This window comes from Citrobacter sp. CK198 (genome assembly GCF_030333295.1).
Taxonomy (GTDB): domain Bacteria; phylum Pseudomonadota; class Gammaproteobacteria; order Enterobacterales; family Enterobacteriaceae; genus Citrobacter_B; species Citrobacter_B koseri.
The window spans coordinates 141,314-159,687 of record NZ_JAOWGE010000030.1; the positions used below are offsets into that span (position 1 = coordinate 141,314).

Here is an 18,374-nt window from a genome sequence, read left to right on the forward strand (position 1 = left end):
GGGAAAACCCCGGCCTGTTACATCAGGACTGCAAATAGACCACCTGCGTTTGCAGATACTCGTTCAGACCGTGTTTGCCATCCGCCCCGCCAATACCTGACTTGCGCCAGCCAGCATGGAATCCCTGCATCGCCTCAAAGTTTTCGCGATTGATATAGGTCTCGCCGAATTTCAGCCCGCCGATCGCCTTCATCGCAACATTCAGGTTTTGCGTATATACAGACGATGTCAGACCGTAATCGCTGTCGTTCGCCATCTCCAGCGCCTCTTCCAGCGTATCAAACGCCACAACCGGCAGCACGGGGCCAAATGTCTCCTCATGCATGATGGTCATCTCCTGGCGAACGTCCAGCAGCAGCGTCGGTGGATAATAATAACCTTTGCCCTCCACGGCCTTGCCGCCCAACGCCACGCGAGCGCCCTCCTGTACGGCGCGCGCCACTTTCTGCTCTACCCGCTCCAGCGCGGCAGCGTTAATCAGCGGCCCCATTGCGATGTCATCACGCTGTGCCGGATCGCCAAACTGAACCGCTTTCATCGCCTCGCCCAGACGATTCACAAAGCGATCGTAAATCCCTTTTTGCACATAAACGCGCTCAGCACAGTTACAGACCTGCCCGGTGTTGATCACTCTGGAATCCACAATCGCTTTCACGGCCAGTTCAAGATCCGCATCGTCCATCACGATTGCCGGGGCTTTCCCGCCCAGTTCCAGGCAAACTTTAGTGATGTTTTTCGCTGCCGCCGCCATAATTTTCTCGCCGGCGACCACGCTGCCGGTCATGCTTACCATCGCGACTTTCGGGTTCCCCGCCAGCTCCTGCCCAACTGTTTCACCGCGTCCCAGCACCAGGTTGAATACGCCTTTCGGTAAGCCGATGTCATGCACGATCTGCGCGAAAGCAATGGCATTGTTTGGCGTAAATTCGCTGGGTTTAATGACGATGGTATTCCCGGTCAACAACGCCGGAGCGAGCTTCCGGGCAATCAAAAAGAACGGAAAGTTCCACGGCAGAATCCCGGTGGTGACGCCCAGCGCGCGTTTAAAGACCAGAATATTTTCTCCGGGGCGGTCGCTTTGCAGGATCTCGCCTTCATAACGGCGCGCCCACTCGGCCATATATTCGATGTAGTCGGCGGTGAACGCGACTTCCACCTGCGCCAGCTGCTGGATTTTTCCGCCTTCCGCGACAATCAGCGCGCTGATCTCTTCTGCCCGCTCACGAATCCCTGCCGCGATCTTTCTCAGCCACCCCGCGCGTTCAATCGCAGGCAGCGCCTCCCATTCCGGCTGAGCGCGCGCAGCGGCGTCAATGGCCTGACGCGCCTCTTGCGCGCCGCCATCAGGAATACGGGAGAGCAGTTCTTCGGTGGCAGGATTCACCACATCAATCCATGCGTCTCCCTGCCAGCTAACAAATTGACCATTGATATACATCGGGTGTTGTACGGGTGCGGACATACGCTGCTCCTGTAATTGAATTGTTCTTAACAAGTAAAATCATTGTTAAGTAATAACAATCACATGTTCTCAGGGTCGTCTGCGGTGCTGGTTTTGTGATGTGCTTCATAAAAGCAGCCAGGAAGGTTCTGTCAGAGAGGCGATATCGGGGAGAGAGTTTGCCCGTTTGAGCGTAAATTTCCGCAAACGGGCAAGAAAGTAACATTAACGCAACGAACGACTGTTCATGGTCTCAATCAGGTCAGCGTCATTTTGCAGCGTCTGCCACGCCGCCTCAACGTCAGCGGGAATATCAACGTGCACAATAAAGTCGCGGCCACGCGGCCCGTAGCCGGTTTCATCATCCCGTAAGCGCGGAAGCTCTCCCGCAATCAGGGAGAGATAGCGATCCACGGACCACAACCCCTTCTGTTCTCCGGCAAAATCCACGCCGTCATCGTGCTGGCACAGCGTCGGGACAATACCAGGATAGCTCAACCAGCGGGGCGAATCGGGATCGTCGCAGGTGACGCGGCGGAACGTCGCCATCGTCCGGCGTTGCATTGTCGGGTCCTGTACGATAATGGCGGTGTTAATGGGCGCCGATACCTGACTAATCAGGGCGCAGCTAAACTGCGCGTTCTCACCGCAGTTTGTTGACTTGTCTTCTGGCCAAATGTTCTCCGTCGGGATCTGCCAGAACTGATGAGCGATATCCGCGAGGATTTTGGCTTCCGTACGCCCGGTGGTGCGTATGGTGTTGTAGCGCGGGTGCCCGGCGATGGCGGCATAGAGAAACGTGGTGGAATGGCCGATGCCGCCGCTGATCAACAGCGGGATCTGCTGCGCTTTCGCTATGTTGCAGGCGGCGTCTATCGCCGGGATGACGGCATTCCCCGCCAGCACAACGCAGTCAGCCTGATACGGCGCGTCACCAGAGAAGTCATTTTGGGCCAGCCAATGCCCCAGCGTGTTCGCTGCTTCCAGCGTTGTACTGGATAATGCCGGAAACGGTCTCATTCTCATGGTTCTTCCTCCTGTGTTCCTTGCAGAGTACCGGAGTGGCTTCTGGTGAGTACCAGATCACTCCGAAAGACGATCCGCTGATTATCCTGTGGTGCGAGGGTGAGATAAAGCGTTGATGTCAAACAACGTTCAATGAACGAAAATCCCGGCTTAACGGCAATGAATATTTGATTTACCAGGCATTTTCATATTCACTTGAATTATGGTTTACGTCAGACGTAGAATCATTAGCCCGCTAACCATTCAAATAATACAAAGGTATACGACGTTATGCGCCTGCCCCAACGCGATCCTTATGCTCCTCGCGAGTGGCAGCCTCACGAAAAGCCCGCGCTGTTAGGCTCACCTTCGACTCCCATTCACAGCACGCCGAAACGCATCGCCTACGGCGTGGTCGGCCTGCTGGTGTGTCTGACCGGCGCCCTCGGGAACGCGGTCGTGACCGCGAATCTGCAAAATTTACAGGGCACCTTTGCTGCCTGGTCGACGGAGATCGCCTGGCTGCCTGCCGTTTATGTCATGACCAATGTCTCAATTAACCTGCTGCTGGTGAAATTTCGCCAGCAGTTTGGTCTGCGGGCATTTACCGAAGGTTTTCTGGTGCTGTATGTGCTGGTCACCTTTTTTCACCTCTTCGTCAACGATCTGAGTTCCGCGCTAATGGTACGCGCGGCGCACGGTATGGTCGCCGCCGCGCTCAGTTCGCTGGGTATTTATTATCAGATACAGGCCTGGCCTGCGAAACACCGTCTGAAAGCGTTAACGATCGGTATTACCGGGTCGTCGCTGGCCATTCCCCTCGCCCGGTTGTTCTCTACCGAACTGCTGCAACTGGATGAGTGGCGCGGCCTGTACTTCTTTGAGCTGGGACTGGCGCTGGTTTCGCTGGGCTGCGTCATCGCCTTAAAACTGCCTCCCGGCGACAGACGTAAGGTTTTTGAAAAGAAAGACTTTATTACTTTTATTCTGCTCGCGCCCGGCATGGCGCTGGTCTGTGCCGTGCTGTCGCTGGGGCGACTGGACTGGTGGTTCGAAGCGCCCTGGATTGGCTGGTCTCTGGCGCTGGCGACGGTACTCATCATCAGCGCAATTGTGTTCGAGCATAACCGCAGCAATCCGCTGTTGAATACGCGCTGGCTCTCCAGCGGCAGTATTCTCCGCCTGGGGCTGATTATGTTGCTGATCCGCATTGTGCTGGCGGAGCAAAACACCGGCGTAATTGGCTGGCTGCAATACGCTGGCTTACAGAATGAGCAAATGACGCATCTGGCCTGGTCAATTTTCGCTGGCATTGTGTGCGGCATCATCACCAGTTGCCTGACGATTAAACCGACGCGGCTGGCCTGGCCCGTGATTACGTCGCTGGCATTGATGATCGTCGCCTCGCTGCTCGACAGCCACTCCACAAACCTGACGCGTCCCGACCAGTTAATGGTCAGCCAATTCTTACTCGGCTTTGGCAGCGCGTTCTTCCTTGCCCCGGCAATGCTGGCGGGTATCGGCGGCGTCATCGCCGATCCGCGCAATCTGGTCAGTTTTTCCGTCTTATTTGGGATGAGTCAGAACATCGGCGGTCTGCTGGGCTCCGCTATTCTCGGCACGTTCCAGACCTGGCGTGAAAAATATCACTCCAGCCTGCTGGCCGATCAGCTCACCACGCTAAATCCGCTGGTGAATGAGCGTCTACAGATGTACAGCCAGATGTACAAAAGCCTGATTGGCGACAGCGCATTGCTGAACACCCAGGCGATCGCCCAGCTACAAACCGTTACGTCGCTTGAGGCAAATATCCTCGCCTATAACGATACTTATTTACTGACGGCCAGCATTGCCGCCGCTACGCTAATCTGGATTTTATGGCGCTTGCTGCGACTGCGTATTACCGCCCGGATGGCGCTGAAAAAAGCCACCGGAACCAAGTAACAGATGAAAATTATGTTTATCGCTTTACCTCAGGAGCCGCTATGAGTCAGCAGGATGCCGCCAAAGAGCAGGCAAATACCCGAAACAATCTCCGTGTGGTGTCAATTTTTGCCGCTGCCGCCATTGGCCTCGTCGGGGTTCTGGTGATCCTCTACGCCTGGCAATTACCGCCGTTTACCCGCCATACGCAATTTACGGATAACGCCTATGTGCGTGGGCAAACCACCTTTATTAGCCCGCAGGTGAATGGATATATCACGCAGGTGAATGTGCAGGACTTTGTGCAGGTGAAAAAAGGCGAACTGCTGATGCAGATCGACGACCGTATTTATCGCCAGCGTGTCCATCAGGGCGAAGCGCAGTTGGCCATGAAAATCGCCGCGTTAAATAACAACCTGCAACAGCGTAAAAGCGCCGAAGCCGTGATTGCGCGCAATGAAGCGGTACTGAAGAACGCCAAAGCGCAAAGTTTGAAAACCCAGGCAGATTTGAAACGCGTGAAAGATCTCACCGCCGACGGTTCGCTGTCGATTCGTGAACGCGATGCGGCGCTGGCCAGCGCCGCGCAAGGCAGCGCGGATATCGACCAGGCGAAAGCCACGCTGGAGATGTCACGACAGGATTTACAAACGGTGATCGTCAACCGGGGAGCGCTGGAAGCCGACGTTGAAAATGCCCGCGCAGCGTTAGAGCTGGCGCAGATCGATCTGCAAAATACCCGCATTGTCGCGCCGCGCGATGGCCAGCTTGGGCAGATTGCCGTCCGCCTCGGCGCGTATGTCACCGCCGGAACGCATCTCACCACGCTGGTGCCGCCGCAGCACTGGGTTATCGCCAATATTAAAGAGACGCAACTGGCGGAGCTGCGCGTGGGTCAGCCGGTACGGTTTACCGTCGATGCGCTGAATGATCGGGCTTATGAAGGCCGGGTGGAGAGCATTTCTCCGGCAACTGGCGTGGAGTTCAGCGCCATTACGCCGGATAACGCGACCGGCAACTTTGTCAAAATCGCCCAGCGTATTCCGGTTCGGGTAGAGGTGTTGGGTAAACCGGAGGAGATTGCGCGATTGCGTCCAGGTATGTCGGTGCAGGTACATATCGATACCCGGGAGGCGAAACAATGACGCGCCGTCCCGTTGCCGCTTTGCTGTTCGCCCTGCTGCTCAGTGGCTGTCAGTCGGTTGATGTGGCACCCGCAAAACCGTCTTTGCAAATCCCCGCCGCCTGGCGAACCGCCACCGGCCCCGCCAGCGCAACAGAACAGATATGGTGGAGAAATTTTCACGACGGTCATCTGAATCATTATGTCGATCAGGCACTGCAAAATAACAGCGACGTGCTGATTGCCCGCGAACGGGTAAATGAATACCAGGCCAGGGTCTATGCCGCCGAAGGCAGCCTGTTCCCCTCGCTGGATGCGGGCGTTAGCGGAGCGCGGGCGCGAACGCAGTCTGCGGCAACCGGACTTCCGATCTACAGCACATTGTATAAGGGCAGCCTGACGGCAAGCTACGATGTCGATATCTGGGGCGTTAATCGCAGCACCGCCAGTGCGGCGCAGGCCTCGCTGGCGGCGCAAAAAGCGGCGGCGGCCGCCGCCGATCTGACCGTTGCCTCGTCCGTTGCGTCCGGTTATGTCACGCTGCTGGCGCTGGATGAGCAGCTCAACGTGACAAAATCGACGCTGAAATCGCGTGAAGAAGCCTGGAATCTGGCAAAACGGCAATATGAAACAGGCTACAGCTCGCGCCTGGAATTGATGCAGTCGGATTCTGAGCTTCGCTCGACGCGCGCGCAAATTCCCCTGCTTGAGCACCAGATCGCACAACAGGAAAACGCGCTGAGTCTTCTGCTGGGCAGTAACCCGACGCGGCTGGCCCGTAGCGACCGTTTTGATGCGCTGACGCCCTTAACGTTGCCGTCACAGTTGCCCTCTTCGTTGCTCAACCGCCGTCCTGATGTTGTGCAGGCCGAGAGACAGCTTATTGCGGCCGATGCGACGCTTGCCGCCTCTCGCGCCAGCCTGCTGCCGTCGATCAACCTGACGGCGACCGGATCGGTGCAGGATCGCTCGCTCCCCGGTCTGCTTGACGACCCGCTCCGCTTATGGAGTATCGGCGGCAGCATTCTCGCCCCTCTGCTTAACCGTCAGGCATTGAATGCGCAGGTTGATATTTCCCAGTCCCAGCGTAATCAGGCGCTGTACAGTTATGAAAAAACCGTGCGTAACGCCTTCAGAGAGGTAAACGATAGCCTCGACGCCATCACCCGCTATCAGGAACAACTCAGTGAATTACAGGCGCAGCAGGATGTGGCGCAGGAAACATTGCGCATCGCCCAGAATCGCTATCGCAATGGCTATTCGTCTTATCTGGATGTACTGGACGCCCAGCGCACGCTGTTCTCAGTGCAAACCAATGTGGTGCAGGTGAAAAACAATCTGCTGCTGGCACAGATTGATCTCTACAAAGCGCTGGGCGGCGGCTGGTCAGTCTGACGTCATCCGTACGGCAAGTGGTGAATGATTTCGCGGACGTTATAGACCATGCCAGACAGCGATACCACCAGCAAAAACAGCGATGACGCCAGCCCAATACGCCTGCTGTGATGCGGTGACAACCATTTATTGATGAGCAGGATGTACAGCGATAAAACAGCAAAATCAAAAATGATCCACACCACCGTCAGCGTCATAATGCTGGCGGCGAAGTTCTGCGTCACCGCAATAAACTGAGGGAAGAAAGCGACAAAGAAAAGGATGTCTTTCGGATTTGAAATGCCGGTAATAAATCCCCGGATCACCCCGCCGTCGCCCGCAGCGACCGTGTTTTCTTGCGCATTTGCCTGCGGATTCCCCGCCCGCAGGCTGATTAACGCGCCGTAGCCGATATACAACGACCCTGCGATCCCCAGCAAAGACAGAAACAAACCGGAGATCGACACCACCCCGGCCAGCATCAGCGCCGCCAGGATAATCAGCACCAGAGAGGCGCTGTTCGTTCCGATCACCGTCGCAAAGGCTTTACGCGCGCCGTGCCGGGCCGCCGTTCCGGTTACCAGCGCAACCACCGGGCCGGGCGTGACCAGCAACAGTAAAACCGATAAACTATACGCACTCAGCAATGTCAGATTAATCAACGCCTTTTCTCCTTCATAACGCACACAGGCCCGGAAACTCCCGGCATTATTCAGCGAGCGATGACGTTTGAAAAACGAATAAAACTGCTATTTAATGTGAGTAAAACTCACAATAGCGTATCGCCATGACTCTGCCGCCACTGTATGCCCTGCGCGCTTTTGAAGCCGCCGCCCGCCTCGGATCATTCAGCAAAGCCGCTGACGCGCTGAACGTCACTCCGGGCGCGATCAGCAGACATATCCGTACTCTGGAGACAACGTTTGACTGCCCGCTGTTTCACCGCAACGGCCCGCAGGTTGAGGTAACGGAAGCGGGACGCGCGCTGGCGGAGCAGCTGGCCGCAGGCTTTCGGACGCTGGAAAACGCCTGCTCCGCGTTTCGCAACCAGCAGCACGGTCTGCGCTTAAAGGCGCCTTCAACCCTGACAATGGGCTGGTTGCTGGACGTGCTGAACAGCGTACATCAGCAGGAGCCCTCGCTTAACGTGGAGCTTTCCAGCGTCTGGATGGACACCGATACGGTGGATTTCAATCGCGAACCCTTTCACTGCGCCATCCTGTTAGGCAACGGTCATTTTGGTTCCGGCACGCAAAGCAGGCTGCTTTTTAAAGAGTGGCTGATCCCGATATGCGCCCCCGAGCTGCTTGAACAGGTACGAGAAAACATTGCCGACTGCGAGCTTATTCATCCTTCGCCGGACCGGCGCGACTGGACGCGATGGCTGGCACGCAGCGGTAAATTTAACGGGCTGAATACCCGTCGGGGAAAAGTGTTCGACACGCTGGAACAGGGAAATCAGGCGGCGATAAGAGGGCATGGCGTCTCCGTGGGCGATCTGCTGCTCAGTCTGGAGGCGGTAAAAAGCGGTCTGCTCGCCCTTCCGTTCAATGAAGCGGTGGCAACCGGAGAAGGCTACTATCTGGTCTGGCCGCAAGATACGGCATTCGAAAAAGACATTGCGCTGCTTTATGACAGGCTAAAGCGCGCCGCCCCGCAGGAGATACCCGAAGGTATCTCCTGCCTGAGCTGAGCATGGAGCTACAGGCTGATTTGCTCCATCGCCTGTAAAATGCGCTTATCGGAGATCGGGTACGGCGTGCCGAGCTGTTGTGCAAAGTAGCTGACGCGCAGCTCCTCAATCATCCAGCGGATTTCTTTGACGTCGTCATCATCACGGCGGGCTGGCGGCAGCTTGTTAATCCACTGCTGCCAGGCCTGCTGCACGCTTTCGATTTTCAGCATCTGCGCCCTGTCACGGTGCGGATCGACCGCCAGTTTCTCCAGCCGTTTTTCAATCGCCTGCAAATAGCGCAGCGTATCGCCGAGGCGCTTAAAGCCGTTGCCGGTGACAAAACCGCGATACACCAGCCCGCCCATTTGCGCTTTGATATCAGACAGCCCCAGCGCCATCGTCATATCCACGCGTCCTTTCAGACGTTTGTTGATCGTGAACACGGCGGTCAGGATCTGCTCGACCTGCTTCGCGATATCGACAACGGTGTCGTTCAGCTCAGCACGCACCTTCTCATGCAGCGCGGCAAAAGCCTCTTCCGTCCATACCGGGCCGCCATTGGCGTCGATCAGCTTGTCCACGCCGCAGGAGATGCAGTCGTCAATCAACTCCAGCACTTTGCCATACGGGTTGAAGTACAGACCGAGCTTGGCTTTATTCGGCAGCTTTTCGTGCAGATACTTAATCGGCGACGGAATATTCAGCAGCAGTAAGCGGCGTAAACCGCACCACATTGCCTGTTGCTGCTCCAGCGGATTGTCGAACAGCCTGATGGCGACGCTATCACGCTCGTCTACCAGCGCTGGCCACGCCTTCACTTTGTAATTGCCGCGTTTCTGCTCATAGCTTTCCGGCAGCTGACCGAAACTCCAGATGTGCAGCCCACTCTGCTCGATGCCGTCATCAGCCACCGCCGAGAGCGTCTCCTGGACTTTCCCTTTCAGCGCCTCTTTCAGCCCCTGCAAAGCTCGCCCTTCCTGCAACTTCTTGTTTTTGTCATCCACCACGCGGAAGGTGATCTTCAGATGATCGGGCACCTGATCCCAGTGCCAGTCTTCGCGATCTACCGTCACGCCGGTCATCCGCCGCAATTCACGCTCCAGCGCATCCAGCAACGGTAGCTCCAGCGGTGTTACGCGACCTAAAAACGCTTCGGCATAGTTCGGCGCCGGAACAAAGTTCCGTCGTACCGGTTTCGGCAGCGATTTAATCAGCGCAATCACCAGCTCTCGGCGCAGACCTGGAATTTGCCATTCAAACCCGGACTCTTCCACCTGGTTTAACAACGGAAGCGGGATATGGACGGTGACGCCGTCGGCGTCGGCGCCCGGTTCAAACTGATAGCTCAGCCGCAGCTTAAGATTTCCCTGGTGCCAGAAGTTCGGGTAATCCAGCTTACTGATTTTTTCCGCGCCCTCTTTGATAAGCATACTCTTTTCAAAGTTGAGCAGATCCGGCGTTTCACGGCTGACTTTTTTCCACCAGTTGTCGAAGTGGCGCGCGGAGATCACGTCATGACTGATGCGCTGGTCGTAGAACTCAAACAGCGTCTCATCATCGACCAGAATGTCGCGACGGCGCGATTTGTGCTCCAGCTCTTCCACTTCCGCACGCAGTTTCAGGTTGTCGCGGAAGAAGGCGTGGCGCGTCTGCCAGTCGCCCTCTACCAGCGCATGACGAATAAACAACTCGCGACACAACGCCGGGTCGATCTGGCTGTAATTCACCTTACGCGCGGCCACTATCGGCAGACCGTACACGGTCACTTTCTCCGTCGCCATCACCGCGCCCTGCGCCCGTTCCCAGTGCGGTTCGCTGTAAGAACGCTTAATCAGATGCTGGGCAACCGGTTCCACCCACTCGGGATCGATGCGCGCCGCAATGCGCCCCCACAGGCGGCTGGTTTCCACCAGTTCTGCGACCATCGCCCACTTCGGCGGCTTCTTGAACAAACCGGAACCCGGAAAGATGGAGAAACGGGCGTTGCGCGCGCCGGTATACTCCTGCTTGTCGGCATCTTTCATCCCGATATGCGACAGCAGCCCGGTCAGCAGCGCGATATGTACTTCACGGTATTGCGCCGGTTCGCTGTTTACCGGAATACCCAGCTCTTTCACCACCTGGCGCAATTGGGTGTAGATATCCTGCCATTCGCGCACGCGCAAATAGTTCAGGTAATCGGTGCGGCACAGGCGGCGGAACTGGTTCGACGACAGCGCTTTCTGCTGCTCGCCGAGGTAATTCCACAGATTCACAAAGGCGAGGAAGTCAGACTCTTTATCGTGGAAACGACGGTGTTTCTCATCGGACGCCTGCTGTTTATCCATCGGGCGCTCACGCGGGTCCTGAATAGACAGCGCGGAGGTGATGATCATCGCCTCACGCACGCAGCCGTGTTTCTGCGCTTCCAGTACCATCCGCGCCAGACGCGGGTCTACCGGCAACTGCGACAACTGGCGTCCTGAAGGCGTCAGTTTATAAGCCGTTTGCTGCTCATCGGTCGTAATCGCCCCAAGCTCTTCCAGCAGACGCACGCCGTCCTGAATGTTGCGTTTATCCGGCGCTTCAACAAACGGGAATGCGGCGATATCGCCCAGCCCCAGCGCCGTCATTTGCAAAATAACCGAAGCCAGGTTGGTACGCAGAATCTCCGGGTCGGTAAATTCCGGGCGCGACAGGAAGTCATCTTCCGAATACAGACGGATGCAGATCCCTTCCGACACACGTCCACAGCGGCCTTTACGCTGGTTAGCGGAAGCCTGTGAAACCGGTTCAATCGGCAGCCGCTGCACTTTGGTACGGTAGCTGTAGCGACTGATGCGCGCAGTGCCGGGATCGATAACGTACTTAATGCCCGGTACGGTCAGCGAGGTTTCCGCCACGTTAGTCGCCAGCACGATGCGACGTCCGCTGTGCGACTGGAACACGCGGTTCTGCTCACTGTTAGAGAGGCGTGCATACAGCGGCAATACTTCGGTATGGCGCAAATTGAGTTTATTGAGCGCATCGGCGGTATCGCGGATTTCACGCTCGCCGCTCATAAAGATCAGGATATCGCCGGGACTTTCACGCCCCAGTTCATCCACCGCGTCAAAAATCGCCTGAAGCTGATCGCGCTCGGTATCGTCCGCTTCTTCGACAATTGGACGATAGCGCACCTCAACCGGGTACGTTCTGCCGGAAACTTCAATGATCGGCGCATTGTTAAAATGACGCGAGAAGCGCTCCGGGTCGATGGTCGCGGAGGTGATGATGATTTTCAGATCCGGGCGACGCGGCAACAGCTCTTTCAGGTAGCCAAGCAGAAAGTCGATATTCAGGCTGCGCTCGTGCGCTTCATCAATGATGATGGTGTCGTACTGCATCAGCAGCCTGTCCTGCTGGATTTCCGCCAGCAGGATACCGTCCGTCATCAGCTTGACCATCGTGTTGTCGCTGACGTGATCGCTGAAACGGACTTTATAACCGATGCAGCCGCCCGGTTCCGTTTGCAACTCTTCGGCAATACGGTTGGCAACGGTACGCGCCGCCAGACGACGCGGCTGCGTATGGCCGATCAGCCCTTTAATACCGCGCCCCAGCTCCATACAAATTTTCGGCAGCTGCGTGGTTTTACCCGAGCCGGTCTCCCCCGCCACAATCACCACCTGGTGGTCGCGAACGGCCTCCAGGATGGCTTGTTTTTTCTGGCTGACAGGCAGGTTTTCTGGATACGTTATTTCCGGTCTGGCGGCTTCGCGCAGCACAATTTTACCTGCTGCCTGTTCAATCTCTTTCGCCATCTCCAGGAGAATGGTCTGTTGTGCATCAGGTTTTTTAACCTTCTTCACGCCATGCAGGCGGCGGGCAAAGCGCTGCCTGTCACGCAGCATCAGCGTATCCAGCTGTTGCTGAAGTGCGGCGAAGGTGATTTTCTGTTGTTCTGTCATAGCATTAGAGGGCAGTGCTCTGCCGGGTAAAATCTCTTTTTAATGATTGGTATAGAGTACCACATCGGCGCTTTTCGTGTGTTGTTCAATAATTTCGAACATAGGATTCGATATATTGCGCTATCTCTGCGACAGGATTGTGAATAGAGTGTCAACAAGCAACGGGGCTCACCCCATTCAAACACATAAAAGGAAACACCCATGAGCAAAGTATTAGTTCTTAAATCCAGTATTCTGGCAGGGTACTCTCAGTCTGGTCAGTTGTCTGATTATTTTGTTGAACAGTGGCGCGAAAAGCATCCTGCGGATGCAATCACCGTGCGCGACCTGGCCGCGAATCCTGTTCCGGTACTGGATGGCGAACTGGTGGGTGCCCTGCGCCCGAGCGACGCTCCGCTGACTCCTCGTCAACAGGATGCGCTGTCGCTATCCGACGAGCTGATCGCGGAACTGCAAGCGCACGATGTGATCGTCATTGCGGCGCCGATGTACAACTTCAACATCCCGACTCAGTTGAAAAACTATTTTGACCTGGTTGCCCGCGCGGGCGTCACCTTCCGTTACACCGAGAAAGGGCCGGAAGGTCTGGTGACCGGTAAACGTGCGGTGATTCTCTCCAGCCGTGGCGGTATCCACAAAGATACGCCGACAGACCTGATCGCGCCGTACCTGAAAGTCTTCCTGGGCTTTATTGGTATCACCGACGTGAACTTCGTGTTTGCTGAAGGGATTGCTTACGGCCCGGAAGTCGCGGCCAAAGCGCAGTCTGATGCCAAAGCGGCGATTGACAGCGTTGTTGCTGCATAAGATTTATTTGCCTCATCCGGCCTGCAAGGGGTGTCATCCTCCCGCAGGCCGGATAACCTCCATCAGGCATTCATGCCATTCAGCACCGCAAGAACCTCATCCGAAAGTTGCAAATCCCCTGCCGCCATATTTTCACGCAAATGCGTCACTGACGACGTTCCCGGAATTAACAGGATATTGGCTGAACGTTGCAGCAACCATGCCAGCGCTACCTGCATTGGCGTCGCATTCAGGCTGGCGGCAACGTCGGAGAGCGTTGATGACTGCAACGGCGTAAACCCGCCCAGTGGGAAGAACGGCACATAAGCGATACCCTCGCCCGCCAGCGCGTCAATGAGTGCGTCATCCTGGCGATGGGCGATATTGTACTCATTCTGCACGCAAACAATTTCGGCAATCTTCCTCGCCTCAGCCACCTGTTTCGCGGTGACATTGCTCAGACCGATATGCTTCACCAGCCCCTGCTGCTGAAGTTCAGCCAGCACGCTAAAACTCTCTTCGATAGATCCTTCATGCGGGCCATGACCGTCGCCGAACATAACGCGCAGGTTGACCACATCCAGCACATCAAGTCCGAGATTACGCAGATTATCGTGAACCGCTTGCTTCAGTTCCGCAGGCGAGAAAGCGGGCAACCACGACGCATCTTCCCCGCGACGGGCGCCAATTTTGGTGACGATCGCCAGATCGTCAGGATACGGATGCAGCGCTTCTCGAATGATTTGGTTCGTAACATGCGGGCCGTAAAAATCGCTGGTATCAATGTGATTCACACCCAGCGAAATCGCCTCCCGAAGCACCGTCAGCGCGACGTGACGATCTCTCGGCGGGCCAAATACACCAGGTCCTGCCAGTTGCATTGCCCCATAGCCCAGCCGTTTTACCTGCCGGGAACCGAGAGAAAACGTCGCTGAATTACCGTGACTTGCCATAACTGCCCCTCTTGCTGAATATCGCTTCGGAGCAGACAGTATAGAAACTTACCCTGCAAATTATCGCGCTTTATCATACAAAACAGAAAATACGTAGAATCAATATCTCAATAGAACAACAACAGCATCAACCATCCCAGCCACAGAATGGCAACCCAGTACAACGTACGCTGACACTGCTTTAACGCCCCCTGCTGCCGCCCGGCAAGCGTCAACGTCAGTAGCTTTTCTCGCTGCCAGATAAAGCAAAGCACTTCACCAGCTTGCTCGTTATTTTCTTCGTTGATAAGAGAAAAATACTGAGCATCAAGCCACAGTCGCCAGCAACCAAACCAGACAATGCCGCTCATCATAGCGATCATTGTGCGGAGTATCCCCGGTGGTGAGAGCAGGAGAGCCCAGGCCAGCGGTGGGAAAGTGAAGAGCAAAAAGAAACGCCAGCTATTAAGCGTTTGCATCAACAAGCGAGCCTGTAGAAGATGCTTATTAGTTATGTTGTCACTTCTGTTTTCCATTGTTTTAACAGCTCCAGATGTTCAGATGTAAAAACAACCTGCGGTCGCGTCTTTCGTAGTCGATCAACTGCGTCATCAACACCTAACCCCGGATAGCGATACAATAACCATGCCGCCCCCACCAATGCACTGCGTGACAGTCCCAGCGCGCAGTGAATAAGGACGCTGCCATGAGTGATGCGCAATTGCTCCAGCGAACCCACTGCCTGATAAAGCGTGTCGTAGTCCGGTTTAACCAGATCCAGCATCGGTACGCAACAATAGACAACGTCTTGCGAAGCGTGGGAGCGGGGAAACTCACCGGTCAGATCCAGTACCGCCTGTTGCTCCACAGGTCTGCACGGATACGCACCTAAAAACAGCCCATCGACCAGAGGGCTGACCGCCGGTAAGCGGCGGGTATAGCAGTGCATAGAGAGCATCATCCCCAGTCGCCAGGGAAACAGCAGCCACCAGGCGGCGGGCGTTAACCGCCCCGTCCTGTCTTTTTGTAATGCCTCGACGCCGAGCGCACCATAAGCCAGCGCCACAATCAGCAACGCCAATGTCGGCCACCACAACCAGGGCGTCACAAACGTGCCAGCCAGACACGCCAGTACACCAAACAGATAGCGAGTAGCCAGAATCTTACGCTTACCAGAGGCGATGCGCCAACGCCATTGCCCCTGTCCCGGAATCAACCAGTCGATAACCATACCCACTGCCAGCCCGGTGATAACATCAATAAAATGGTGCTGCCAGGTAGTCAGAACCGATACGGCAATCAGCAAAAACCAACCACCGTTCAATGCTTGCCATTTGCCCTTCAGATGACGATGGAAGTGCCGCCACAGCAACCAGCACAAAATAATATGCAACGACGGCGACTGATTGTACGGTAAATCAAACCGTTCAAGCTGACCAAAGAGCCAACCGGCCGGACCGGTTATCTCCGGTCTGGTGAAGGTAAATTGCAGCGGAAATAACAAGAAGCCAATGCAGGCAATCAGTGAAGCCAACACTAATTTGCAGACCAGTCGCCGCTGTTCATTCAGCGTTGTACAGACGAATAGCGACAGGCCGTACAGCAGATCCAGACTCCAGTAAGGAATAATAGTCAGGGGCACAAAAGGAATATGCCGCTCCCACTCAAAAACCAGACTACTAATGTTATCTCGCCCGGCGGTAAACTGGTTAACCTGCCCGTAGGTTAAAAAGAAAAACGGAGCAAGCAGCAGTAACCAGCCTATACCTTGCCGGTAAACAGAACGTCGGGTTGTCATGATGCGCGACGCACCGCCATAGAAACGGTGAAAATTCCCCACCCATCTATCAGTTGAGCGCATTTATCGAACCCGGCCTCCCACACCAGCGCATCCATTTCGCCTTGCGTACGCACACGCATCACCCATGCTTTTCCATCCTTATGACTGGTCAACGACCAGGCGATGGTTTTTAACTGTGGATGCCAGGGCTGACCGGTGTAGATCAGAATACCTCCCGGCTCAATGGCATCTGCCAGCCCGGCAAGAGAATTACGTACCAGCGTATTTTCCGGGAACAATTCATACAGTCCTGAGACAATTCCCAGCGTCGGTCGAGGTAGCAGCGCAGCCAGTTCTTCACGGTTAAAAGCATCCCCCCTTTCAAAACGCGCACGTGCCGCCATTGCGCGAGACGCTATCATTTCCTGGCCTCTCGCCACATTTAATTCGCTGTAGTCTCGTAGCAAAATTTCATCCACTGCCGTTTCACTTTCCAGCGCATCAAGTACATAACGCCCGTGACCAGCAGCAACATCAACCACCCGCACCGTCGTTCCCTGCTCAGCAAGTTTGGCAACCGCATGCTGAATCAACATCTGCATATGGATTTTACGCTGACGGATCCCTTTCCAGCCCACGCTATTGAGGTAGTTTTTGTCAATCAGACGCCCCAGTGCGCTGCTACCCTGCGGTTGATTGCGATAGACATAATCGAGCGTACTGCCAGAATCAAACCCCGTTTCAAATCCCAGACGGACTCCAGTGGATTGCGTCCCCAGCATCTTCATGCCATAGCGCAAGGTACGATAAGCGATGTCATTTAGCGAATAAGGTTCCGGCCCACCGCTTAACATTCGCCAGGTATCCGCCCCCGGACTCCAGCGGTCTTCGTCGCTATAGTCAAAACGTTGAGGAGGCAGAGCATAGAGCGTATCAATAAACACGCGCATTTTATCAAACGCCAGATGCCTCTCTTTTTCACCCAGCGTATCGTGATAAAACCCCGGCAGAATATGAATTTCTTTTAGCGGGTTGCGCAGTCTCTGGTAGAAATCGATCTGCGGCTGGCGGTGAACAACGTAATCCTCCCCGGAGACCAACATCTGCACTGGCAAGGTGATCGCGCTGGCATCGCTGACAATTCTCTCTGCCGTTTTGTAGAGATCGAGCAGGATATTAACCGCGATAGGACGGGTGACCAGCGGATCCTGATTGAAACTTGCCACCCTCGCCGGGTCGTGGGTCAGATACTTGCCCTTCACGTAGGAGTTAACAAAAAAGAGCCCGCGCAGTCGGTGCATCAACGCCAGCCCTGAGCGGGCAAACGGCACATACAGTTTGACCTTAAACGCCGGTGATGCCAGCACCAGACCGCGGATGGTCGGGGCGTAGTCATGTACCCAGGTTGCCGCCAACACCGCACCAACGCTTTGTGCCACAACCACCACATCCTCTATTGAGGCCTGACTGTCAGTTGCAACAAAACGAACAAACTCATCCACATCCAGAACCGAACGAGCCAGCGATGGACTGTAACCGCGCGGGCCCGGCGAGCGCCCGTGCCCACGGGCATCCCAGGCGTAGAACGCCGTATCCGGCATCGCCAGTTCATCGATAATATGTTGCAGACGACCAGAATGCTCATGTCCGCGATGGAACAGGACAATCACTTTCGGCGTTGCCCCTGCCGACGTTGCGGGCCAGTAGCGATAAAACAGCTCAACGTTGTCATTGGTTAAAAATTGCCGTTCTTCAGGCGCCCGTGTATTAATCATGGGAATGACTTCCTGTTGTTTGTTGCGAAAGCGCTACCAACTGGCACTTCAGATCGTCCATAAACGTGTTTTTATCGGAATTAAAACTCAGTGCGTTACCTACCGTGACGCCGATAAACAGCGGAAGCGGAATACGGTTTCCCTTGGCCATCACTCGCTCTGTTCCCCGCAGCCAGACAGGAATAATCGGGACTTCCGGCATGCTTTGGCTCAAATGCCATAACCCTGATTTCAGCGGCGACAGCTTACCTGCCTCGCCGCGCGTGCCTTCTGGAAAAAGGATTAATGTTTTTCCCTCACGCAATGCCTGCTCGCACAGTGCCAGAGGGTTAGCCTCTCCGCCTTTACGTGAAATGGGGATAATGTTGAGAATATTGAGCGCAAACCACGCCATGATTTTATTACGCAAGAAATAATCAGCCGCCGCGACGGGATGCACTTCAGCCTGACGGCAGAGTGGAAAAAGAGAAAGTAGCGCGAAGACATCCATGTGACTGTTGTGATTGGCCACCACAATCGCCGGGCCGCTTTTCGGCAATCTTTCTTGATATTTAACACGCAGACCAAGCCACAACCACATGATCGGCCAGACGATGCACAGCGCAAACAACGGACGAAGGATACGCGTCAT

14 protein-coding genes are annotated in these 18,374 nt (G+C 55.4%); 5 read left to right on the forward strand and 9 right to left on the reverse strand.

Annotation, left to right across the window (positions count from 1 at the left end; all coding sequences use genetic code 11):
• Positions 1-22: 22 nt before the first annotated feature.
• Together aldA and OGY62_RS09550 are read right to left on the reverse strand one after the other, a co-directional pair.
• Entirely contained in the window at positions 23-1,462 is a 1,440-nt protein-coding gene (gene aldA / locus OGY62_RS09545) for an aldehyde dehydrogenase (RefSeq protein WP_047463614.1), read from the reverse strand.
• Between the two features lie 204 nt (positions 1,463-1,666).
• Complete coding sequence (locus tag OGY62_RS09550) at positions 1,667-2,467, reverse strand: YdcF family protein (protein WP_114847884.1); 801 nt, start codon at positions 2,465-2,467, stop codon at positions 1,667-1,669.
• A gap of 270 nt (positions 2,468-2,737) precedes the next feature.
• Here OGY62_RS09550 and OGY62_RS09555 point away from each other — a divergent pair, with 270 nt between their 5' ends.
• The 3 genes from OGY62_RS09555 to OGY62_RS09565 are packed head-to-tail and all read left to right on the forward strand — an operon-like array spanning position 2,738 to position 6,887.
• Positions 2,738-4,390, forward strand: coding sequence for an MFS transporter (locus tag OGY62_RS09555; RefSeq protein ID WP_049011895.1), 1,653 nt, complete (start codon positions 2,738-2,740; stop codon positions 4,388-4,390).
• 41 nt (positions 4,391-4,431) lie between these two features.
• Entirely contained in the window at positions 4,432-5,514 is a 1,083-nt protein-coding gene (locus tag OGY62_RS09560; RefSeq protein ID WP_104868631.1) for an HlyD family secretion protein, read from the forward strand.
• The gene (locus tag OGY62_RS09565; RefSeq protein WP_286459663.1) at positions 5,511-6,887 is read left to right on the forward strand and encodes an efflux transporter outer membrane subunit; all 1,377 of its coding nucleotides are present in this window, start codon (positions 5,511-5,513) and stop codon (positions 6,885-6,887) included. Before OGY62_RS09560 ends, OGY62_RS09565 begins: the two co-directional genes overlap by 4 nt.
• Positions 6,888-6,889: 2 nt before the next feature.
• Here OGY62_RS09565 and OGY62_RS09570 read toward each other — a convergent pair whose 3' ends face one another.
• Positions 6,890-7,525: a LysE family translocator gene (locus tag OGY62_RS09570; RefSeq protein ID WP_071259026.1), complete on the reverse strand. Its 636-nt coding sequence runs from the start codon at positions 7,523-7,525 to the stop codon at positions 6,890-6,892.
• A gap of 128 nt (positions 7,526-7,653) precedes the next feature.
• Between OGY62_RS09570 and OGY62_RS09575 the strand changes: the two genes are divergently transcribed.
• Positions 7,654-8,559: a LysR family transcriptional regulator gene (locus OGY62_RS09575; RefSeq protein ID WP_110494241.1), complete on the forward strand. Its 906-nt coding sequence runs from the start codon at positions 7,654-7,656 to the stop codon at positions 8,557-8,559.
• 8 nt (positions 8,560-8,567) lie between these two features.
• Here OGY62_RS09575 and hrpA read toward each other — a convergent pair whose 3' ends face one another.
• The gene (hrpA, locus tag OGY62_RS09580) at positions 8,568-12,470 is read right to left on the reverse strand and encodes an ATP-dependent RNA helicase HrpA (RefSeq protein ID WP_286459664.1); all 3,903 of its coding nucleotides are present in this window, start codon (positions 12,468-12,470) and stop codon (positions 8,568-8,570) included.
• Positions 12,471-12,671: 201 nt separating this feature from the next.
• Here hrpA and azoR point away from each other — a divergent pair, with 201 nt between their 5' ends.
• Complete coding sequence (gene azoR, locus OGY62_RS09585; RefSeq protein WP_049011899.1) at positions 12,672-13,277, forward strand: FMN-dependent NADH-azoreductase; 606 nt, start codon at positions 12,672-12,674, stop codon at positions 13,275-13,277.
• A gap of 62 nt (positions 13,278-13,339) precedes the next feature.
• Here azoR and OGY62_RS09590 read toward each other — a convergent pair whose 3' ends face one another.
• From OGY62_RS09590 to OGY62_RS09610, 5 genes are all read right to left on the reverse strand, one after another.
• On the reverse strand, positions 13,340-14,209 hold the full coding sequence (locus OGY62_RS09590) for an aldo/keto reductase family oxidoreductase (RefSeq protein WP_012132313.1): 870 nt from the start codon (positions 14,207-14,209) through the stop codon (positions 13,340-13,342).
• 107 nt (positions 14,210-14,316) lie between these two features.
• A complete protein-coding gene (locus OGY62_RS09595) occupies positions 14,317-14,667 on the reverse strand; it encodes a hypothetical protein (RefSeq protein WP_309300384.1) in 351 nt (116 codons plus the stop codon).
• A gap of 32 nt (positions 14,668-14,699) precedes the next feature.
• Positions 14,700-15,986, reverse strand: coding sequence for a phosphatase PAP2/dual specificity phosphatase family protein (locus OGY62_RS09600; RefSeq protein ID WP_047463597.1), 1,287 nt, complete (start codon positions 15,984-15,986; stop codon positions 14,700-14,702).
• A complete protein-coding gene (locus OGY62_RS09605) occupies positions 15,983-17,743 on the reverse strand; it encodes a bifunctional alpha/beta hydrolase/class I SAM-dependent methyltransferase (RefSeq protein ID WP_275155302.1) in 1,761 nt (586 codons plus the stop codon). The genes OGY62_RS09600 and OGY62_RS09605 overlap by 4 nt, the downstream gene beginning before the upstream one ends.
• Positions 17,736-18,374 (reverse strand): lysophospholipid acyltransferase family protein, encoded by a 639-nt coding sequence (locus OGY62_RS09610; protein WP_047464081.1) that lies wholly within the window; start codon positions 18,372-18,374, stop codon positions 17,736-17,738. The genes OGY62_RS09605 and OGY62_RS09610 overlap by 8 nt, the downstream gene beginning before the upstream one ends.

Excerpts from the sequence above, each read along its gene's own strand:
- OGY62_RS09560 (WP_104868631.1), top strand. The coding sequence starts at position 4,432 with ATGAGTCAGCAGGATGCCGCCAAAGAGCAGGCAAATACCCGAAACAAT.
- OGY62_RS09575 (WP_110494241.1), top strand. The coding sequence starts at position 7,654 with ATGACTCTGCCGCCACTGTATGCCCTGCGCGCTTTTGAAGCCGCCGCC.
- OGY62_RS09610 (WP_047464081.1), bottom strand. The coding sequence starts at position 18,374 with ATGACGCGTATCCTTCGTCCGTTGTTTGCGCTGTGCATCGTCTGGCCG.
- OGY62_RS09590 (WP_012132313.1), bottom strand. The coding sequence starts at position 14,209 with ATGGCAAGTCACGGTAATTCAGCGACGTTTTCTCTCGGTTCCCGGCAG.
- OGY62_RS09550 (WP_114847884.1), bottom strand. The coding sequence starts at position 2,467 with ATGAGAATGAGACCGTTTCCGGCATTATCCAGTACAACGCTGGAAGCA.
- OGY62_RS09555 (WP_049011895.1), top strand. The coding sequence starts at position 2,738 with ATGCGCCTGCCCCAACGCGATCCTTATGCTCCTCGCGAGTGGCAGCCT.
- OGY62_RS09605 (WP_275155302.1), bottom strand. The coding sequence starts at position 17,743 with ATGATTAATACACGGGCGCCTGAAGAACGGCAATTTTTAACCAATGAC.
- aldA (WP_047463614.1), bottom strand. The coding sequence starts at position 1,462 with ATGTCCGCACCCGTACAACACCCGATGTATATCAATGGTCAATTTGTT.
- OGY62_RS09565 (WP_286459663.1), top strand. The coding sequence starts at position 5,511 with ATGACGCGCCGTCCCGTTGCCGCTTTGCTGTTCGCCCTGCTGCTCAGT.
- OGY62_RS09595 (WP_309300384.1), bottom strand. The coding sequence starts at position 14,667 with ATGCAAACGCTTAATAGCTGGCGTTTCTTTTTGCTCTTCACTTTCCCA.
- OGY62_RS09600 (WP_047463597.1), bottom strand. The coding sequence starts at position 15,986 with ATGACAACCCGACGTTCTGTTTACCGGCAAGGTATAGGCTGGTTACTG.
- hrpA (WP_286459664.1), bottom strand. The coding sequence starts at position 12,470 with ATGACAGAACAACAGAAAATCACCTTCGCCGCACTTCAGCAACAGCTG.
- azoR (WP_049011899.1), top strand. The coding sequence starts at position 12,672 with ATGAGCAAAGTATTAGTTCTTAAATCCAGTATTCTGGCAGGGTACTCT.